At 70.1% G+C, this 16,846-nt stretch carries 18 protein-coding genes; 15 read left to right on the forward strand and 3 right to left on the reverse strand.

Going from position 1 to position 16,846, the window contains the following annotated elements:
- Positions 1 to 87 precede the first annotated feature (87 nt).
- The 4 genes from ACFWDI_RS12255 (at position 88) to ACFWDI_RS12270 (ending at position 2,969) form a co-directional block, all read left to right on the forward strand.
- The gene (locus ACFWDI_RS12255; protein WP_385303311.1) at positions 88 to 1,026 is read left to right on the forward strand and encodes a PAC2 family protein; all 939 of its coding nucleotides are present in this window, start codon (positions 88 to 90) and stop codon (positions 1,024 to 1,026) included.
- A 23-nt stretch (positions 1,027 to 1,049) separates the two neighbouring features.
- Complete coding sequence (gene coaE, locus ACFWDI_RS12260) at positions 1,050 to 1,664, forward strand: dephospho-CoA kinase (protein ID WP_385303313.1); 615 nt, start codon at positions 1,050 to 1,052, stop codon at positions 1,662 to 1,664.
- Between the two features lie 176 nt (positions 1,665 to 1,840).
- Positions 1,841 to 2,209 (forward strand): tetratricopeptide repeat protein, encoded by a 369-nt coding sequence (locus ACFWDI_RS12265; protein ID WP_326649229.1) that lies wholly within the window; start codon positions 1,841 to 1,843, stop codon positions 2,207 to 2,209.
- 133 nt (positions 2,210 to 2,342) lie between these two features.
- Complete coding sequence (locus ACFWDI_RS12270) at positions 2,343 to 2,969, forward strand: hypothetical protein (RefSeq protein WP_385303314.1); 627 nt, start codon at positions 2,343 to 2,345, stop codon at positions 2,967 to 2,969.
- Here the strand turns inward: ACFWDI_RS12270 and ACFWDI_RS12275 are convergent.
- Complete coding sequence (locus tag ACFWDI_RS12275) at positions 2,963 to 3,244, reverse strand: DUF6343 family protein (RefSeq protein WP_385303316.1); 282 nt, start codon at positions 3,242 to 3,244, stop codon at positions 2,963 to 2,965. The two genes, ACFWDI_RS12270 and ACFWDI_RS12275, sit on opposite strands and share 7 nt — an antisense overlap.
- A gap of 113 nt (positions 3,245 to 3,357) precedes the next feature.
- Between ACFWDI_RS12275 and ACFWDI_RS12280 the strand changes: the two genes are divergently transcribed.
- The 10 genes from ACFWDI_RS12280 to ACFWDI_RS12325 all read left to right on the forward strand — a co-directional run bounded on the left by ACFWDI_RS12280 (position 3,358) and on the right by ACFWDI_RS12325 (position 14,352).
- Positions 3,358 to 4,350 carry an acyltransferase domain-containing protein gene (locus ACFWDI_RS12280; protein WP_385303318.1) on the forward strand — a complete coding sequence of 331 codons (993 nt, stop codon included), beginning with the start codon at positions 3,358 to 3,360 and terminating at the stop codon, positions 4,348 to 4,350.
- A gap of 151 nt (positions 4,351 to 4,501) precedes the next feature.
- Complete coding sequence (locus ACFWDI_RS12285; protein ID WP_385303319.1) at positions 4,502 to 4,951, forward strand: DoxX family protein; 450 nt, start codon at positions 4,502 to 4,504, stop codon at positions 4,949 to 4,951.
- 144 nt (positions 4,952 to 5,095) lie between these two features.
- Positions 5,096 to 6,013, forward strand: coding sequence for a slipin family protein (locus ACFWDI_RS12290; RefSeq protein WP_385303321.1), 918 nt, complete (start codon positions 5,096 to 5,098; stop codon positions 6,011 to 6,013).
- Positions 6,014 to 6,454: 441 nt separating this feature from the next.
- Positions 6,455 to 9,286: a DEAD/DEAH box helicase gene (locus tag ACFWDI_RS12295; RefSeq protein WP_385303323.1), complete on the forward strand. Its 2,832-nt coding sequence runs from the start codon at positions 6,455 to 6,457 to the stop codon at positions 9,284 to 9,286.
- Positions 9,283 to 10,539 carry an SWIM zinc finger family protein gene (locus tag ACFWDI_RS12300; protein ID WP_385303325.1) on the forward strand — a complete coding sequence of 419 codons (1,257 nt, stop codon included), beginning with the start codon at positions 9,283 to 9,285 and terminating at the stop codon, positions 10,537 to 10,539. Before ACFWDI_RS12295 ends, ACFWDI_RS12300 begins: the two co-directional genes overlap by 4 nt.
- Before the next feature lie 247 nt (positions 10,540 to 10,786).
- Positions 10,787 to 11,257 carry a MarR family winged helix-turn-helix transcriptional regulator gene (locus ACFWDI_RS12305; protein ID WP_385303327.1) on the forward strand — a complete coding sequence of 157 codons (471 nt, stop codon included), beginning with the start codon at positions 10,787 to 10,789 and terminating at the stop codon, positions 11,255 to 11,257.
- 296 nt (positions 11,258 to 11,553) lie between these two features.
- On the forward strand, positions 11,554 to 12,624 hold the full coding sequence (locus ACFWDI_RS12310) for an MBL fold metallo-hydrolase (RefSeq protein WP_385303330.1): 1,071 nt from the start codon (positions 11,554 to 11,556) through the stop codon (positions 12,622 to 12,624).
- 104 nt (positions 12,625 to 12,728) lie between these two features.
- Complete coding sequence (locus ACFWDI_RS12315) at positions 12,729 to 13,229, forward strand: ATP-binding protein (protein ID WP_385303332.1); 501 nt, start codon at positions 12,729 to 12,731, stop codon at positions 13,227 to 13,229.
- A gap of 35 nt (positions 13,230 to 13,264) precedes the next feature.
- Complete coding sequence (locus ACFWDI_RS12320) at positions 13,265 to 13,921, forward strand: NADPH-dependent FMN reductase (protein WP_385303334.1); 657 nt, start codon at positions 13,265 to 13,267, stop codon at positions 13,919 to 13,921.
- Positions 13,921 to 14,352: a VOC family protein gene (locus tag ACFWDI_RS12325; protein WP_385303335.1), complete on the forward strand. Its 432-nt coding sequence runs from the start codon at positions 13,921 to 13,923 to the stop codon at positions 14,350 to 14,352. The genes ACFWDI_RS12320 and ACFWDI_RS12325 overlap by 1 nt, the downstream gene beginning before the upstream one ends.
- Positions 14,353 to 14,487: 135 nt before the next feature.
- Here the strand turns inward: ACFWDI_RS12325 and ACFWDI_RS12330 are convergent, their stop codons facing one another.
- Positions 14,488 to 15,021 (reverse strand): hypothetical protein, encoded by a 534-nt coding sequence (locus tag ACFWDI_RS12330; protein ID WP_385303337.1) that lies wholly within the window; start codon positions 15,019 to 15,021, stop codon positions 14,488 to 14,490.
- An 83-nt stretch (positions 15,022 to 15,104) separates the two neighbouring features.
- On the opposite strand from ACFWDI_RS12330, the gene ACFWDI_RS12335 reads away from it, so the two are divergent.
- On the forward strand, positions 15,105 to 16,286 hold the full coding sequence (locus ACFWDI_RS12335) for a cytochrome P450 (RefSeq protein ID WP_385303339.1): 1,182 nt from the start codon (positions 15,105 to 15,107) through the stop codon (positions 16,284 to 16,286).
- Between the two features lie 55 nt (positions 16,287 to 16,341).
- Here ACFWDI_RS12335 and ACFWDI_RS12340 read toward each other — a convergent pair whose 3' ends face one another.
- Positions 16,342 to 16,815 carry a DUF3574 domain-containing protein gene (locus ACFWDI_RS12340; RefSeq protein ID WP_385303342.1) on the reverse strand — a complete coding sequence of 158 codons (474 nt, stop codon included), beginning with the start codon at positions 16,813 to 16,815 and terminating at the stop codon, positions 16,342 to 16,344.
- Between the last annotated feature and the right edge of the window lie 31 nt (positions 16,816 to 16,846).

The following is a 16,846-nucleotide window of genomic DNA, read 5'->3' on the forward strand; positions in this document are numbered from 1 at the left end:
CCCCTCAGAGGTGTTCATCGTGTGAGGCGGGAATGCCCGTACGTCACCGCGCGTTCTTCTCTACGAACACGAGGAGGAGCGGTAACCGTGCTTGATCCGCAGGATTTGTACGAATGGGAGCCGAAGGGCCTCGCGGTCGTCGACATGGCGCTCGCGCAGGACTCGGGCGGCCTGGTCATGCTGTACCACTTCGACGGATACATCGACGCGGGTGAGACCGGCGAGCAGATCGTCGACAACCTCCTCGACACGCTTCCCCACCAGGTCGTGGCCCGCTTCGACCACGACAGGCTCGTGGACTACCGGGCCCGGCGCCCGCTGCTGACCTTCCGGCGCGACCGCTGGAGCGGCTACGAGACCCCGACACTCGACGTCCGGCTCGTCCAGGACGCCACAGGCGCGCCGTTCCTGCTGTTGTCGGGACCCGAGCCGGATGTGGAGTGGGAGCGCTTCGCCGGCGCCGTCGCGCAGATCGTCGAGCGGCTCGGAGTGCGCCTCTCGGTCAACTTTCACGGCATCCCGATGGGCGTCCCGCACACCCGCCCCGTCGGGCTCACCCCGCACGGCAACCGCACGGACCTCATGCCGGGCCACCGCAGCCCCTTCGACGAGGCGCAGGTGCCGGGCAGCGCGGAGTCGCTGATCGAGTACCGCCTGATGGAGTCCGGACACGACGTTCTGGGCGTTGCCGCGCATGTGCCGCACTATGTCGCCCGCTCTTCGTACCCGGACGCCGCGCTGACCGCCCTGGAGGCGATCACGGCCGCGACGGGCCTGGTTCTGCCGGGCGTTGCCCATTCGCTGCGCACCGAGGCGCATCGCACCCAGACCGAGATAGAGCGGCAGATCGGTGAGGGCGACGAGGAGTTGGTGGCGCTGGTGCAGGGACTTGAGCATCAGTACGACGCCGTGGCGGGTGCCGAGACCAGGGGCAGTCTGGTCGCCGAGCCGGTGGACCTGCCGTCCGCCGACGAGATCGGCCTCGAATTCGAACGCTTCCTCGCGGAGCGGGAGGGCGACGCGTAGAGCGCTCGCGTAGGCTGCGGCTCATGCTGAAGGTGGGCCTGACCGGCGGAATCGGAGCCGGCAAGAGCGAAGTCTCCCGTCTGCTCGTCTCGTACGGAGCGGTGCTGATCGACGCCGACAAGATCGCTCGCGAGGTCGTCGAGCCCGGAACGCCCGGGCTCGCTGCCGTCGTCGAAGCCTTCGGCCCCGAGATCCTGGCTGCCGACGGCACCCTGGACCGGCCGAGGCTCGGCTCGATCGTCTTCTCCGACCCCGACCGTCTGGCGGCGCTGAACGCGATCGTCCATCCGCTGGTCGGAGCGCGCTCGATGGAGCTGGAGGGCACAGCGGGGCCGGACGCGGTCGTGATCCATGACGTACCGCTGCTCACCGAGAACAATCTGGCGCCGCTGTACGACCTGGTGATCGTGGTGGACGCGTCGCCCGAGACCCAGCTGGACCGGCTGGTACGGCTGCGCGGGATGGCCGAGTCCGAGGCGCGTGCGCGGATGGCCGCGCAGGCCACGCGGGAGCAGCGGCGGGCCATCGCGGATCTGGTCATCGACAACGACGGGCCGCTGGAACAGCTGGAGCCGCAGGTGCGGAAGGTCTGGGCGGAGCTGACCCGGCGGGCAGCCGCGGAGTCCGGCTCCCGTTAGACATCCGTCGATCGTGGGGCCCGCTCGTGCCGCTGGGTGTCTTGCCGGCTTCGGGGAGCAGCTTGCACTCGATTCGGCTGTCCGGCCGCCCGGCTGAGCTGTTGGTTTGTCTTCTGTTCGGAATATGGCTGCCCGACCCGGTGTTGGAACCGTCCAACTGAGGGAAGGATGCGACCGTGCCCAAGAGCAACCCGGATACGCACGTCATCGACTACCGCGCGGCCGAGCATCTGCTGGCCGCGAGGGATCCGCGCGGGGCCGTGAAGCTGCTGGACTCGGTGATCGCGGCCCACCCGGAGAACACCGCGGCGCGGCTGCTGAGGGCTCGCGCCTTCTTCGCCGCAGCCCAACTGCGTCCGGCCGAGCTCGAGTTCGAGCTGGTCCTGGAGCGCGAGCCGGACAATGCCTTCGCGCACTTCGCACTTGCCCGCACCTTCGAGCGGGCCGGCCGCCCGGAGCAGGCGAAGCGTCACTTCCGCCTGGCGGCGGCGCTGGACCCGAAGCCGGAGTATCTGAAGGCTGCGCGCTTCGACGCGGAGGCGTGAGGAAGCCCGGCGGAAGCCTGATGGAGGCCCGGCGAAGGCCCGACGGAGGCCTGGGGAAGGCTGTTTCGCTCCGTTGTCAGACCCACCCCGTAACGTCGTAGATCCACGGTGGAGACGGGGGAAGGGCACTGCCATGGGGATCACTTCCGCGTGGTCGATCACCGCGCACGAGGACGACGTCATCGCGAGCCTGATGCCGCGGGTCCAGCCGCTGATCGAGCGGCACCGGGAGTCGCCACAGGCGCAGCGGGCCTGGCAGGCATGGTGCGCCGATCCGCTGCCCGATCACCGGAGTTGGCGCGACCTGCCGTTGGGGAGCGAGCGGGGCGAGGCCGTCAATACCTTCCTGCGGCTGACGTCGGAGATCCCCCTGAACGAACTGCACTGCTGCGACGACTGCGGATTCCACCTCTACGACATATGGGAGGCGTTCGCCGAGGCAGTGCCTCCGTACATCGCCGTCTTCACCAAGGACTACGCCCTCAGCGCGCTGTTCCATGCGATAGGTCCCCGGCGGGCCGCGCAGCTGCCGGGGTGGTGCGGGGACTTCCTGCTGACCTCGGACGAGGTCCGGCGGACGCTGCCGGCGGTCGAGGAAGCCCTCACCTTCACCCCGCAGGAGCGGGTCGCGGCCGAGGACCAGGTCTGGCTCGACCACCACGAGGGCGAGGAGCTCGTCCTGGACGGGCCCTTGCGAGCCTGGCGGCAGGCCGCATCCACTGGGCTCGGGCTGTTCGGGGCCAACGTCCACATCTACTGACCGGGTCTGGGCCGACGGCCGCCGTGGTCCGGTTCGTACGGCGGTATGTCGCGACCCGGCTGGTAGTGCGGACCCTGGTGGATATGGCGCAGAACCATGGCGAGATCGACCGTGACGATCAGCAGCAGCGCTCCGCACGCCGCCGCCCAGCCAGGGCGTCCGGCCAGCGTGAAGGCCGCTGTGCCCGCAGCGGCCCAGATCAGGCCCCATACAGTCAGCCAGAAGCGCAACCGCAGGGGACTGCGTGCAGTTGTCGGTTCACTCCCAGTGCGCATGACATTCGCATCTCCTACTCCAGGATGCACCAGTATCAGGTCAGTGTTCGGTCCGTACCCGGTCCCTTTTCCATCCGGTCCCGTCTCCGAGTCCGACGTCGAGGAGCTGAGAAGTGGACAAGCAGCCCATGGCAGAGCACGGCAGTCCGCCGGGCCAGGATCCGCGGAAGTCCGGGGAGGGGCCACCGGTGCCGAACGTGCTGGTGGAGCTGCCGGACGCGGACGGCCTGGCCGAGGCACTGGTGGATCTGGCAGTACCGCACGAGGACATCAATGAACTCCTCGCCCTGCGGGACCGGATGATGTCGGACCCCGGGCTGCGCCGGCTCCTGAAGGCGGGCGTGCGGGAGCTGGTCCAGGACATGGGAAAGATCGGCGGTGGCGGGGAACTGCCGCGGCTGCCCGAGAAGTCCGGGGCGGTCGGCCGCTGGCTCCCGGTGTACGTCTTCGTCGCCGCGCTCCCGTACGTACGGGCCTACCACCGGGAACAGTCCGTCCCGGACGACGTCTCCCGCCGTACGCTCGCCGACCTCGGGCGCAATGTCGCCGTTCACCGACGGCGGCGCGGCACGGGCGGGCTGTTGATACCTGGCTGGATCGGGCTGCACTTCCGGGGCGAGATCTACCAGTTGGGGCGGCTGCAGTTCCAGCGTTCCCGGCTCGGCGGCCGTACCGGTGAGGCCGTGCGGGCGGCCGGGCTGCCGTTCGGGCCGGGCGACCTCGCCCTGAATGTGCATATCCCGGACTTCCTCGGGCCGATCACGCCCGAGGCGTGCGACCGGTCCCTCGCGAGAGCCCGGGAGTTCTTCGCCCGCCACTTCCCCGAAGAGCCCTACCGCGTGGCCACCTGTCACTCCTGGCTGCTCGACCCCCAGCTCGCCGAGTATCTGCCGAAGGACTCCAACATCGTCCGCTTCCAGGACCGCTTCCGGACCGCGTACGAGGAGAAGGAAGCCGACGACGGCGCTCCGGTCGCGTTCGTGTTCGGCGATCCAGAGCTGGCGAGGGACGCCCTGCCGCGCCGAACGGGCGTGGAGCGCGCCGTCGGCGACCATCTGCGAGCAGGCCGCCACTGGTACGGCGGGCACGGCTGGTTCGCGATATGAGCCCTCGAAGCCGGGTCCGGGCGCGGCCCAAGGCGCCGGACAGGCGCAGTTGAAGATTTTGAAGTTGGGCCCGGGGCGGCGATGAGTCCTGGGCCCCCTCCCGGTCTACCTCTCCGAAAGCACTACGGAACGCTTACCGGAGGAGACCATAATGTCCGCAGCAACCCCCGTCACCACCTCGAACACCGCCGCCGCCACCGCTACCGGAACGACGCTGAGCCGCCGCTCGCACCTCGCGGTGCGCACGCTCCAGATTGTGCTCGCGGTGTTCATGGCGATCCCGAGCGCCGGACCCAAGCTTGTCGCCCACTCCTCCGCGACGGAGGCTTTCGACAAGATCGGCTTCGGCGACTGGTTCATGTATCTGACGGGCGGTCTGGAGCTGGCCGGTGCGATCGCGCTGGTGATCCCGATCCTCTCCGGTCTTTCGGCGCTCGCCTTCATGGGGCTGATGATCGGCGCCTTCATCACGCAGATGACCGTGTTCGACGGCCAGTACGCGATCACGCCCGTCATCCTCTTCGTCATCTTCGGCGGGATCGCCTGGGTGCGGCGCAATCACACGGCCGAGCTCGTCGCCCTCGTGCGCAAGCGCCTCTAGAAGCCGCCCGTAGGCCGCACCCGCACCGGGGTGCGGCCTTCCTGCTGAGGTGGGGCGGTAGGGGCGGGTGAGAGCTCGACCGAGGGGGTATACCGGGCATACCGTGGTAATTAACATCCGGCTCGGACGGTAGGGGGTGCCCTGATGGTCGAGGAGCTGGTGGCTGCGGGCGCGGCGGCCGCGTCCGCTTGTGTGCTGTACGCGATGGCGGGCGCGAGGGTGGTCAAGCAGTACGAGCGGGGCGTGGTCTTCCGCCTCGGCCGGCTGCGTGACGACGTCAGGGGCCCGGGCTTCACCATGATCGTCCCCTTCATCGACCGGCTGCGTAAGGTCAATATGCAGATCGTGACGATGCCGGTGCCCGCGCAGGACGGCATCACGCGGGACAACGTGACCGTCAGGGTCGACGCCGTGATCTATTTCAAGGTCGTGGACGCCCCCGATGCCATCGTCCAGGTCGAGGACTACCGCTTCGCGGTCTCGCAGATGGCGCAGACATCACTGCGGTCGATCATCGGCAAGAGCGATCTGGACGATCTGCTCTCCAACCGCGAAAAGCTCAACCAGGGACTGGAGTTGATGATCGACAGTCCGGCGATCGGTTGGGGTGTGCAGATCGACCGGGTCGAGATCAAGGACGTGTCCCTGCCCGAGGCGATGAAGCGCTCGATGGCGCGCCAGGCCGAGGCGGACCGTGAGCGCCGGGCCCGGGTCATCAACGCCGACGCCGAACTCCAGGCCTCCAAGAAGCTCGCCGAGGCCGCCAAGGAGATGTCCCAGCAGCCGGCTGCCCTTCAGTTGAGGCTGCTGCAGACGGTCGTCGCCGTCGCGGCCGAGAAGAACTCCACCCTGGTGCTGCCGTTCCCGGTGGAGCTGCTGCGCTTCCTGGAACGGGCCCAGCAGCCCGCGCAGTCCCCGTCCGAGCCGCAGCAGGCCTTGCCGCCGCATCCCGCGCAGCCGGAGTCGCAGCCCGAGTCACCGTCGCAGGAGAGTCGGCCGGTGGAGTCGTCGCCGGTCCAGCCCGTGCCGCCGTTGCCGCCCGCGGTGCCTCCCGCCGCGTAGGCCCCTGCGGCATAAGTCCTGCCGCGTAAGCTCCGCCGCCTGAACTCCGCCGCCTCGGCCGCGCTGCCGCCTGAGTTCCGCCGCCTCGGCCGCGCTGCCGGGTGAGCGCGGGCCCGGCCGGGTAGGAAACGTCCTGGCGTCCCTGACGACCGGACGCCTGCCTAGGCCGAGATCGGCGCTGTGGGGTGAGGCGGCGCTCAAGTTTATGCCCTTTGAGCCGGTGACCGACGGCCTGCGGCTGCCTGCGCCGGAGTGTGGTGTCGAGCTGCTCGTGGGCAGCAACCGCGAGGAGTGTCCGAGCGGAAGCTGCGGGCGACGGCGGCGTCCGCCGAGGCGCCTGCCGAGCCGTCCCTGCCGGCTGTCGGAGCCCGTTGTCAGACCTCACCCGTAAGGTCGTAGATCCAGTACTCCGGTACGTGATCGGCAGAGGGAGGTGACCCGATGACGTCCGACATGCGGCTGCTGCTGCACACCTGCGCTGCGGTCTTTGTGCCGGCCGCACTGCCGCGCGAGGGGCGGGTCGCCTTCTGGGACCCGGACGGCGACCGGCTCCGGGACGCGAGCGGCGAGCTCACGGTCGTACGCCGGCACGGCACCGGCGTCCGCAGCCGCACGGTCCCCGCCGTACTGCTGCCGGTCGCCGAAGCCGTACCGCTACTGACCCGAGCCCGTCGGAACCCGGCCGCGCACCCCGCCGCGGCCTGCTGGGGCGCTGCCGCGCTGCACGCGGTCCATCTGGTGGCGCGCGGCAGGCTGCTGCCCGGCTTGACCGCGACCGACCATGACGCATGGCGGGCGGGCCCGCTGGACGCCGACGACATCGCCCAGCTGCGGGCGATCGCAGCCGCCATGCCGTACGAGGCGCATGCCGTTCCCGTCGGTGAGCTGCGGCCGTTGCGGCTGCCGGAGCCCGAGGCGCTGGTCCGGTCGTTCTTCGACGCGGTGGCCGACACCCTGCCGCGTACGCCTGCCGCGCCGTATGCAGCGGGAGCGCCGTTCGCGGCCCTTTCCGCGCAGCATCTGCCCGCCGCGCGGGAGTGGGCGGCGGAGGCCGCGGCGGGCATGGACGCAGGAGTGCGGGTCTCGCTCCGCCTCGACCTGTCCGCGTTCGAGCTCTTCGACATCGCCGAGGAGGACGGCGCGGAGCGCAATGCCGGTGCGGCCCTCGTCCAGGTGCACAGCCTCGCCGACCCGACGCTCGTCATCGACGCGACCCGGCTGTGGGCGGGCGACGGCGACGAGGACTTCGGGCCGCGCGCCAGGATCGACGCGGTGCTGGCGCTGCGCCGCGCGGCCCGGGTCTGGCCGCCACTCGCCCGGCTGCTGGAACGGGACGTGCCCGATGTGCTCCCGCTGACCGAGGACGAGCTGTACGAGCTGCTGGGACCGGGCGCGGCACGCCTGGCCGCGGCCGGGGTAGCGGTGCACTGGCCGAAGGAGCTGGCGCGTACGCTCTCGGCCGCCGCGGTCGTACGGTCCGCGCCCGGCTCGGCGACGGACGGCACACCGTTCTTCGACAGCGCGGAACTGCTCAAATTCAACTGGCAGTTGGCGCTGGACGGCGATCCGTTGACCGAGCGGGAGATGGACGCGCTGGCCGAGTCGCACCGTCCGATCGTGCGGTTGCGGGACCAGTGGGTGGTCGTCGACCCCGGTCTCGTACGGAAGGCGCGCAAACGGGAGTTGGGGCTGCTCGAGCCGGTCGACGCGCTGGCCGTGGCGCTGACCGGCACGGCGGAGGTGGACGGCGAGACGGTGGAGGCGGTGCCGACGGGCACGCTGGCGGCACTGCGCGACCGGCTCATCACGGCCTCCGCACCTGTCGCGCCTCCGGCGGGCCTTGCCGCCACGCTCCGCGACTACCAGCTGCGGGGCCTGGCCTGGCTGGACCTGATGACCTCGCTCGGGCTCGGCGGCTGCCTCGCGGACGACATGGGCCTCGGCAAGACGGTCACGTTGATCGCCCTCCACCTCCACCGTGCCCGGACGGCCCCGACGCTGGTCGTCTGCCCTGCCTCACTGCTCGGCAACTGGCAGCGGGAGATCACCCGCTTCGCACCCGGCGTACCGGTGCGCCGCTTCCACGGCGCCGACCGCGCACTGCCCGAGCTCGACGGCGGCTTCGTCCTCACCACGTACGGCACGATGCGGACGAGCGCGGACCGGCTGGCCGCGCACACCTGGGGGATGGTCGTCGCCGACGAGGCGCAGCACGTCAAGAATCCGTTCTCGGCGACGGCCAAAGCCCTGCGCACCATCCCGGCCCCGGCCCGCGTCGCTCTGACCGGCACCCCCGTCGAGAACAACCTCTCCGAGCTGTGGGCGCTGCTGGACTGGACGACTCCCGGACTGCTCGGCCCGCTGAAGGCCTTCCGCTCCCGGCACGCGCGCCTCGTCGAGAACGGTGAGGACGACGACGCGGTCGAGCGGCTGGCCCGGCTCGTGCGCCCCTTCCTCCTGCGCCGCAAGAAGTCCGATCCGGGCATCGTGCCCGAACTGCCGCCGAAGACGGAGTCCGACCATCCCGTCGCGCTCACTCGCGAGCAGGCGTCCCTCTACGAAGCCGTCGTACGGGAGACGATGGCGGCGATCGAGGGCGCGGAGGGCATCGCGCGCCGTGGTCTGGTGATGAAGCTGCTCACCGGGCTCAAGCAGATCTGCAACCATCCCGCGCAGTTTTTGAAAGAGCACAGCGTGAAGGAGCGCGGCGCTGCGACAGGCGTCGGCACCGTCCGGCTGGCGGGCCGCTCCGGCAAACTGGCTCTCCTCGACGAACTGGTGGAGACGATCCTCTCCGAGGACGGCTCGGTCCTGATCTTCACCCAGTACGTCTCCATGGCCCGCATCCTCGCGGCGCACCTCACGTCCCTGGCGATCCCGTCCCAGCTCCTGCACGGCGGCACCCCCGTAGCCGAGCGCGAGCGCATGGTGGACCGCTTCCAGTCGGGAGAGATCCCGGTCTTCATCCTCTCCCTCAAGGCCGCCGGCACCGGTCTGAATCTGACCCGGGCCGGCCATGTCATCCACTTCGACCGCTGGTGGAACCCTGCCGTGGAGGAGCAGGCGACCGACCGGGCGTACCGCATCGGCCAGACACAGCCGGTGCAGGTCCACCGACTGATCGCGGAGGGCACGGTGGAGGACCGCATCGCCGAAATGCTGGCGTCCAAGCGGGCGTTGGCGGACGCGGTCCTCGGCTCCGGAGAGGCGGCCCTGACCGAACTGACCGACCGTGAGCTGGCCGACCTCGTCTCCCTGCGGAGGCCCTCATGACCCCGCGCTCCCAACCCGCCCGCCCCCGCCACGACGACCGCCGCCGGACGTTCCCCGCCCTGGAGCCCCTCACCGGCGAGGAGTTCGCGTCCAGCTGGTGGGGCAACACCTGGGTGGAGGCGCTGGAGGACTCGGCCCTGGACCGGGCCCGCCTCGTCCGGGGCCGTGCGTACGCGGGCCGCGGCCATGTCGACGCGATCACGGTCACGCCGGGCCGGGTCGTGGCGTACGTCCACGGCAGCAGACCGCGCCCGTACCGTACGGAGATCCGCCTGCGTACCCTCTCCGACGGCGACTGGGACGACTTCCTGGCCGCCGCGGCGGCCCGACCCGACCACATCGCGGCCCTGCTCGACAAGGACGTGCCGCACGCGCTGGCGACCGTGGCGGACCTCCTGCCCACGCCGGGCGACCTGATCCCCGACTGCTCCTGCCCGGACGACGGTTACCCCTGCAAGCACGCGGCGGCGCTCTGCTACCAGACGGCCCGGCTGCTGGACGAGGACCCGTTCGTGCTGTTCCTGATGCGCGGCATGGGCGAACGGGAAATCCTCGCCTCACTCGCTCATCGCAACGCGGCCCGCTCGGCCGCCGAGCGCACCACCGCGGCCGCCGCCACTGCCGTTCCGACGGTCCCGGCCCGCGAGGCTCTCGCCCCTCGCTCGCTACCGGCCCTTCCGCCCCCGTTCCCGGCTCCGGCCCATCCGGGCCGTCCACCGTCCTACCCCCACTCGCCCGGCGCGCCCGACCCGCTCGCCCTGGATCTCCTTGCCACCGAGGCGGCCGCCCGCGCCCACACCCTCCTCACCACCGGCACGGACCCCACCGCGGAGCTGACGGAATGGCAGGACGCGGTCCGCCTGGCCGCCGCCCACCCCGGCTCGGGCCTGACCGCCTCCACCCGCGCCCTCTACCGCGATCTGGCAGCCGCCACCGATCACACTCCCACCGACCTGGCCCGCGCGGTGGCGGCCTGGCGCCAGGGAGGGCTCGAAGCCCTCGCCGTACTCGAAGAACCCTGGGACCCGCCCGCCGGTCCCTTCGACCGCGCCCGCCCGGCTCTGATCGCCGCCGACTTCCCGCACTTCCGGCCCTGGCGCAACCATCTCTCCACCCGCACGCTGCAGCTCCGCTTCGGCCGCAACGGCCTCTGGTACGGCTATGAATCGGACGCGGACCGCGAGGACTGGTGGCCCCGCGGCACTCCGGACACCGACCCGGTCGGCGCGCTCGCCGCGCTGCTCGGCAGATGACGGACTGAGCGACCGTGCTGCCTGCTCAGGACCACGGATGTGTCGCCGGCTCGCCGGAAGAGACGGTCGAGAGCCTCCGCGTCGACGGCAAGACGGCCGCTTCCTGACGCTGACGGGATCCTGGCCCAGTGATGCGGCCAGTGATGCGGCCGAGACACCTCGGCCTCAGCGCCGCAATGCGCCAGTGCACGGTCGACCTGGCCAACACGAGTTGATGTGTCAATCAATGCGGCGCTAACCTCGGTCAGTGACTGAACCTCAGTGGCTCGACGACGTGGAAAAACGCGCTTGGCAGGGCTTCATCGCCATGAGCCAGCTGCTTGAAGAGCAGGTCACCCAGGGACTGCGCCGGGCCGGCGGGCTGTCCATGGCCGACTACCGGGTTCTCGCCCCGCTGTCCGAGGCCAAGGGCCGGCGGCTGCGGATGCAGGAGCTAGCAGCGCAGGCACGGTGGGAGAAGAGCAGGCTGTCGCACCAGGTGCGCCGGATGGAAAATCGAGGACTGGTACGCCGCGAAGAGTGCCCCACTGACGCCCGCGGCGCCATCGCCGAGCTGACTCCCGAGGGGCTGCGGGCCATTCGCGAGGTGGCCCCCCTGCATGCGGACAACGTCCGCCGTATTTTCGTCGATGCGCTCTCCCGCGATCAGCTGGAAGCCCTCGCCGACATCTCGGAAACCGTGGTCCACCGCTTGGGCAGTCGTACCGGAGCCGAGTAGCCGTACGAGCCGTACGAGCCGCCGTACGGATCACAGGGGCAGCGGCGGCAATGCGGTCGGACGCCGGGTTCCAGCCCTGCGCGGCGGGGCGGCCGTCACCACTCGAGCCAGGCGCCCCATGATCCGACAGGCTCGCCCCCTGCCCATCGGACACGACAACCCTCCTGGCTCATCACACAGCCATTGCGTCGAGGCAGCGCCATTTGGTTGACACGTCAACTTCACGCTCTTACGTTAGGGGTTCAGTTGACGCATCAACCATGGTCGTCATAAGTCGTCATTAAGGAGACAGAGCCATGTCGACGACGAAGGACCAACCCGAGCCGACCCAGCCCCCGAACCGGCGGTCGATCCTGAAGTACTCGGCCCTGGCTGCCTCGGTGCCTGCTGCGGGCGTGCTGCTCGAACCGCTTCTGCGGCCCGGCGTCGCCGCGGCGGCCGAGGCCACCTACGCCCCTGTTCCACCCGCGGCTCGAGGACCGAAGATTCCTGAGAAGGGGTACCTGGTCGAAGAGATCCGGGACCGGCTGTACTGGCTCACCGACGGCACCTACCAGATGATCTTCCTGGTGACTGGGGCCGGCGTCATCGTGGTGGACGCCCCGCCGACGATCGGCCACAACATCCTGCGCGCGATCGCGGAGGTGACCTCGCAGCCGATCACGCACGTTGTCTACACGCACCACCACGCCGACCACATCGGCGCCGCCGGCATCTACCCGAGCAAGGCGGTGCGCATCGCCCACGAGCGCACACGCCACCTCCTGGCCGAGGTGCGCGATCCGAACCGGCCGCTGCCGACCCGCGTCTTCTCCGACTCCCTACGGCTCGAGGTCGGCGACCAGCTGCTGAAGCTCTCCTACAAGGGTCCGAACCACAGCCCGGACAACATCTTCATCTACGCCCCGAGGCAGCGCGTGCTGATGCTCGCCGACGTCGTCTTCCCCGGCTGGGTCCCGTTCATGAACCTTGCCATGTCCACTGACATCCCCGGCTGGATCGAGGCGCATGAGCATGCCCTCGAGTTTCCCTTCCAGACCTACGTCGGCGGGCACCTCACGCGACTCGGAACCCGTGAGGACGTTGAGATCCAGCGTGAGTACATGCATGACCTCGACCGCAACGCGCGGGCGGCCATCGCCTCGGTGGACCCGACGCCGATGTTCGCCCAGTACCCGGACAATCCGTGGGCAGTGTTCAAGGCGTACCTTGACGCCGTCACTCAGGAGGCCACCGACAGGACTGTGCCGGCATGGAAGGGCCGGCTCGGCGCGGCCGACGTCTTCACCTTCGACAACGCCTACGCGATGTTCGAGTCGCTGAGGATCGACTATGGCGTTCTCGGGCCCTTCGGCCTCCGCCCCTGACCGTCGCGAGGCAGGTCTGTCAAAAAAGTTGATACATCAACCACAAGTGCTATCGTAGTGGACATATCAACCGCTATGTCCCACGATCTCTGATCGGCATGACCATGAACGCGACGCGTGTGTGCACCCGGACGGCGGATCAGCGCAAGGCTCTCTTCCAGCTCCCACCGGCGCCCACGGCGCCGCGCTCCGCCCGTCGGCTCGTCGAGGACGTCCTGGCCGATTGGGGCACCCCCGTGGGGATGGCGCAGAGCCTGCGGCTACTCGCGAGTGAACTGGTCACCAACGCTGTGGCCCACGGTGACGGCCAGGTCGGCCTCGCGCTCTTCGTCACGCCGGCAACGGATGTCAGCCCCTGCGCCGTCCTCCGGATGGAGGTCGCCGACGCCTCCGCTGAGCCCGCCCGCCAGGGAGGGCTCAGGGGAGACGACGAGCACGGCCGGGGGCTCCTGCTCGTGGATGCGCTCTCCGACCAGTGGGGTCAGGATCTTTTCGCGGAGGGAAAGCGCGTCTGGTGCGAGTTCGCTCTGGCTGGGGGCCCCGACGAGTGCGCCCTGGTTCCTGAACGAGACCGCGAGGCCGCAAACAGAAAGTCACGATCATGACGAATGTGCCCCACGCGCCGGAAGGTGACCGAGCCATGTCCGTCCATGCCCCCCGAGAGGCGCTGCGCGTGCTCGTGCTGTGCGGCTCGTTTCGGACCGGCTCAATGAACTCCCGGCTGGCGGCGCTGGTCGCCACGCTCGTGCAACGCAACGGCGCCACGGCCGAACTCGCCTACCTCCGTGACTTCGACACGCCCTCGTACGACGGAGATGTCGAGGCGGCCCAGGGGCTGCCCGAGGGCGCCGCCGCACTGCGCGACCGCATCCAGGAGGTCCATGCGCTCGTCATCGCCTCCCCCGAGTACAACGCCTCGGTACCGGGCGCGGTGAAGAACGCCATCGACTGGGTGTCACGGTTCCGGCCCCAGCCGTTCAAGGACAAACAGGCGCTGCTCGTCTCGGCTTCCCCGTCCATGCTGGGCGGCAACCGGGGTCTGTGGTCGCTGCGCGTTCCGCTGGAGCACCTCGGCGCCCGTGTCTACCCCGACATGTTCAGTCTCGCGCAGGCCCATCAGGCCTTCGCCGAAGACGGCGAACTGGTCGACGACGCGCTGCAGGAGCGGTTGACGGCGACAGTCGACTCCTTCCTCGACCTCGTCGAAGCGGACACTCTCTACCCCTGCCTGCAGCGGCGCTGGTACGAGTTCCTGGGCGACCGTACGAGTGCCCCCGTGACACAACGCACCGAGTAGTGACCGACGTTCGACCGAAGGGCCCGGAGATGACGACCGACTTCCCCCGCGGAGCGGAGTTGACCCATCTGCTGGTGGTCAGCGACCTCGCCCGGTCCCGCGACTTCTACCGCGACGTCGTGGGCGCCGAAATCGTCCGCGAGTACGGTGGAACCAGCGCCGTCCTGCGCCTCTGCGGAACCTGGATGCTGCTGGTCACTGGCGGCGAGCCCACAGAGGACAAGCCCACCGTGACGTTCACCCCGCCCGCTGACGCCGACCGGGTCAGCCATGAGATGACCTTCCGCGTGGTTGACTGCCGCGCGGCCTACGCCGCGCTGCGCGCCCGGGGCGCGCAATTCCTGACCCCACCCGTGGACCACGATGCGGAGGTCCGCTGCTTCTTCCGCGATCCCGACGGCCATCTGCTCGAACTGAGCGAAGCGCGCTGACACTTCACGGTCTGCTCCTGGCCGACCGCTGGAAGCCGGAGCATGGCCTTCTGGGGCATCGACGTCAGTGACGCCGTCTTGAAGACCGTCTGGTGCTCGCTCGCCCGGGCCCCAGCGACACTGGGGCCCGGCAGGTCACAAGCCCTCCGCCCACCTGACCAGCGTGGCGAAGTCCTCCTCCCGCAGCCCCCGCCGCGGATGGATCCGCAGCAGCAGCGCGGGTGCGTCGTGGTGGGCCGCGACATGCGCCGTGTCCAGGTCCGTGATCATGTCGTCCACCCAGGCGAACGGGCGCCCCACCGCCCACTCCAGCAGCGGCCGGGTCTTCCAGTACAGCCCGTCCGGGTCCTTCGCGAAGAGTTCCGGCCACTCGATCACCGGGAGGTCGGCGGGCAGGCCGATGCCCGGGGCGATCATGGTGTTGGCCTCGTGCATCCAGGTGGTGGCCCAGGCCAGTTCGAAGGGAAGGCCCGTCAGCCGTGGGCCGTGGGCCGGGTTGAGATGGATGCGCAGGCCCCGGCGGTGGCGGCGGGAGCCCGGGGGCTGGTGGGAGAGCCAGTAGGAGGGGTGCAGGCGGTGTGTCGCGTAGCCGCGCAGGCGGGGCAGACGCGCCGCGTACGGATTCAGGGGGCCGTCGACGTCGAGGAGGAGCAGCGGGCGGTCCGTCATGAAGGACAACTGCCCACTGCCGGGCCGGAATACGGCAGGCAGCCGTCGAAAGCTCCGGAATGCGGCGCCTCTAGGGTGGAGCCATGGCACTCCAAGATCCGACGAGCGAGCTGATGGCCGACCCCTACGCCGTGTACGCGCGGCTCCGCGAGGCCGGGCCCGTGCACCGGATCGCCGGGACGGACGGGCTGCCCGCCTGGCTGGTCACCCGCTACGACGACGTACGTCAGGCACTCGCCGATCCCCGGCTCTCCCTGGACAAGCGCAACGCGGCACCCGGCGGCTACCGGGGGCTCGCGCTGCCGCCGGCGCTGGACGCGAATCTGCTCAACATGGACCCGCCGGACCACACCCGCATCCGGCGTCTGGTGTCCCGGGCGTTCACCCCGCGTCGCATCGCGCAGCTGCGCGAGCCGATCCGGAAGACAGCCGACCAGCTGCTGGACGCCATCGCCCCGCACGGCCGCGCCGATCTGATCGCCTCGTACGCCGCGCCGCTGCCGATCAACGTCATCTGCGACCTGCTCGGCGTGGCCTCGGAAGACCGGCGCGATTTCCGGGCGTGGACCGACGCCCTGGTTGCCCCTGATCCTGCGCAGCCGTCACGGGCGAAGGAAGCGGTCGGGGGCATGCTGGCGTTCTTCACCCAGCTCATCGCCCGCAAGCGCGCCGAGCCGGCCGACGACCTGCTCTCCGCCCTGATCGCGGTACGCGACGAGGAAGACCGGCTGAACGAGGACGAGCTGATGTCCCTGGCCTTCCTCATCCTGTTCGCCGGATACGAGAACACCGTCCACCTCATAGGCAACGCCACCCTGGCCCTGCTCGGCCACCCCGACCAACTGGTCGCGCTGCGCGCCGACCCTGGCCGACTGGGCGGCGCCGTCGAGGAGTTGGCGCGTTTCGACGGACCCGCACCGCTGGCCATCCGCCGCTTCCCCACCGAGGACATCACCATCGGCGGCGTCACGATCCCGGCGGGCGAGACCGTCCTGCTCTCGCTCGCGGCCGCCCACCGCGACCCGCACCGTTTCACCGACCCCGACCGCCTCGACATCGGCCGCGACGCCACCGGCCACCTCGCGCTCGGCCATGGCATCCACTACTGCCTGGGCGCCCCCCTGGCCCGGATGGAGACCGAGATCGCTCTTGCCGCGCTGCTTGAGCGGTTTCCGCGGCTGGAGCTCGACGTCCCGCACAGCGAAGTGCGATGGCGGCCTTCGATGCGTGCCCGAGGGCTGCTCTCCCTGCCCGTGCGCTACTGAGCCGTGCGCTCGCAGAAAGACCGCTCGCAGAAAGCCGCTCTCAGAAAGGCCGCTCTCAGAAGTCGGCGAGCGTTGGCTCGTCCAGCCGGGCCACCGAGTCCTGTGCGTACGCCGCGGCGTAGGCCTCGCGGATCCGCTCGATCTGCGGGTCGCGTACGTGCGCCTCCGCGGCCGGGTAGAGCAGGATCAGCTCGTACGAACGCTCCCGCTCGATGGTGCCGTTGGAGTCCCGCCACTGTCCGCGGCCGTCCTGGACTGTCAGCCCGGACGGGAAGCTCGGCGTGACACTCCGGTCGATGAACGCGAAGAACTGCCGGTCGGTCACATCGGGGCCGCCGTCCGGACGCTCCGTACCGAAGAACAGCCGCGTCTCGATGTAGGGCGCACCACGCGCCGCCGTGGACGAGGCCCTGGGTGCCTTCGCCTGTTCACTGCCGAGCGCGGCGGGGGAGGCGGGTGCACCCACGGTCAGTAGGGCGACGGTGGCACCGGCGACGGCGAGGAGAGTGCGCTGCTTCGAAGTGGGCACGAGGAGTCGGTCCTTCCATCGGGGGCCGCGG

It is taken from the genome of Streptomyces sp. NPDC060064, assembly GCF_042736455.1.
Lineage (GTDB): Bacteria > Actinomycetota > Actinomycetes > Streptomycetales > Streptomycetaceae > Streptomyces.

Excerpts from the sequence above, each read along its gene's own strand:
- ACFWDI_RS12300 (WP_385303325.1), top strand. The coding sequence starts at position 9,283 with ATGACCCCGCGCTCCCAACCCGCCCGCCCCCGCCACGACGACCGCCGC.
- ACFWDI_RS12285 (WP_385303319.1), top strand. The coding sequence starts at position 4,502 with ATGTCCGCAGCAACCCCCGTCACCACCTCGAACACCGCCGCCGCCACC.
- ACFWDI_RS12275 (WP_385303316.1), bottom strand. The coding sequence starts at position 3,244 with ATGCGCACTGGGAGTGAACCGACAACTGCACGCAGTCCCCTGCGGTTG.
- ACFWDI_RS12295 (WP_385303323.1), top strand. The coding sequence starts at position 6,455 with ATGACGTCCGACATGCGGCTGCTGCTGCACACCTGCGCTGCGGTCTTT.
- ACFWDI_RS12270 (WP_385303314.1), top strand. The coding sequence starts at position 2,343 with ATGGGGATCACTTCCGCGTGGTCGATCACCGCGCACGAGGACGACGTC.
- ACFWDI_RS12290 (WP_385303321.1), top strand. The coding sequence starts at position 5,096 with ATGGTCGAGGAGCTGGTGGCTGCGGGCGCGGCGGCCGCGTCCGCTTGT.
- ACFWDI_RS12310 (WP_385303330.1), top strand. The coding sequence starts at position 11,554 with ATGTCGACGACGAAGGACCAACCCGAGCCGACCCAGCCCCCGAACCGG.
- ACFWDI_RS12320 (WP_385303334.1), top strand. The coding sequence starts at position 13,265 with ATGTCCGTCCATGCCCCCCGAGAGGCGCTGCGCGTGCTCGTGCTGTGC.
- ACFWDI_RS12330 (WP_385303337.1), bottom strand. The coding sequence starts at position 15,021 with ATGACGGACCGCCCGCTGCTCCTCCTCGACGTCGACGGCCCCCTGAAT.
- ACFWDI_RS12335 (WP_385303339.1), top strand. The coding sequence starts at position 15,105 with ATGGCACTCCAAGATCCGACGAGCGAGCTGATGGCCGACCCCTACGCC.
- coaE (WP_385303313.1), top strand. The coding sequence starts at position 1,050 with ATGCTGAAGGTGGGCCTGACCGGCGGAATCGGAGCCGGCAAGAGCGAA.
- ACFWDI_RS12315 (WP_385303332.1), top strand. The coding sequence starts at position 12,729 with ATGAACGCGACGCGTGTGTGCACCCGGACGGCGGATCAGCGCAAGGCT.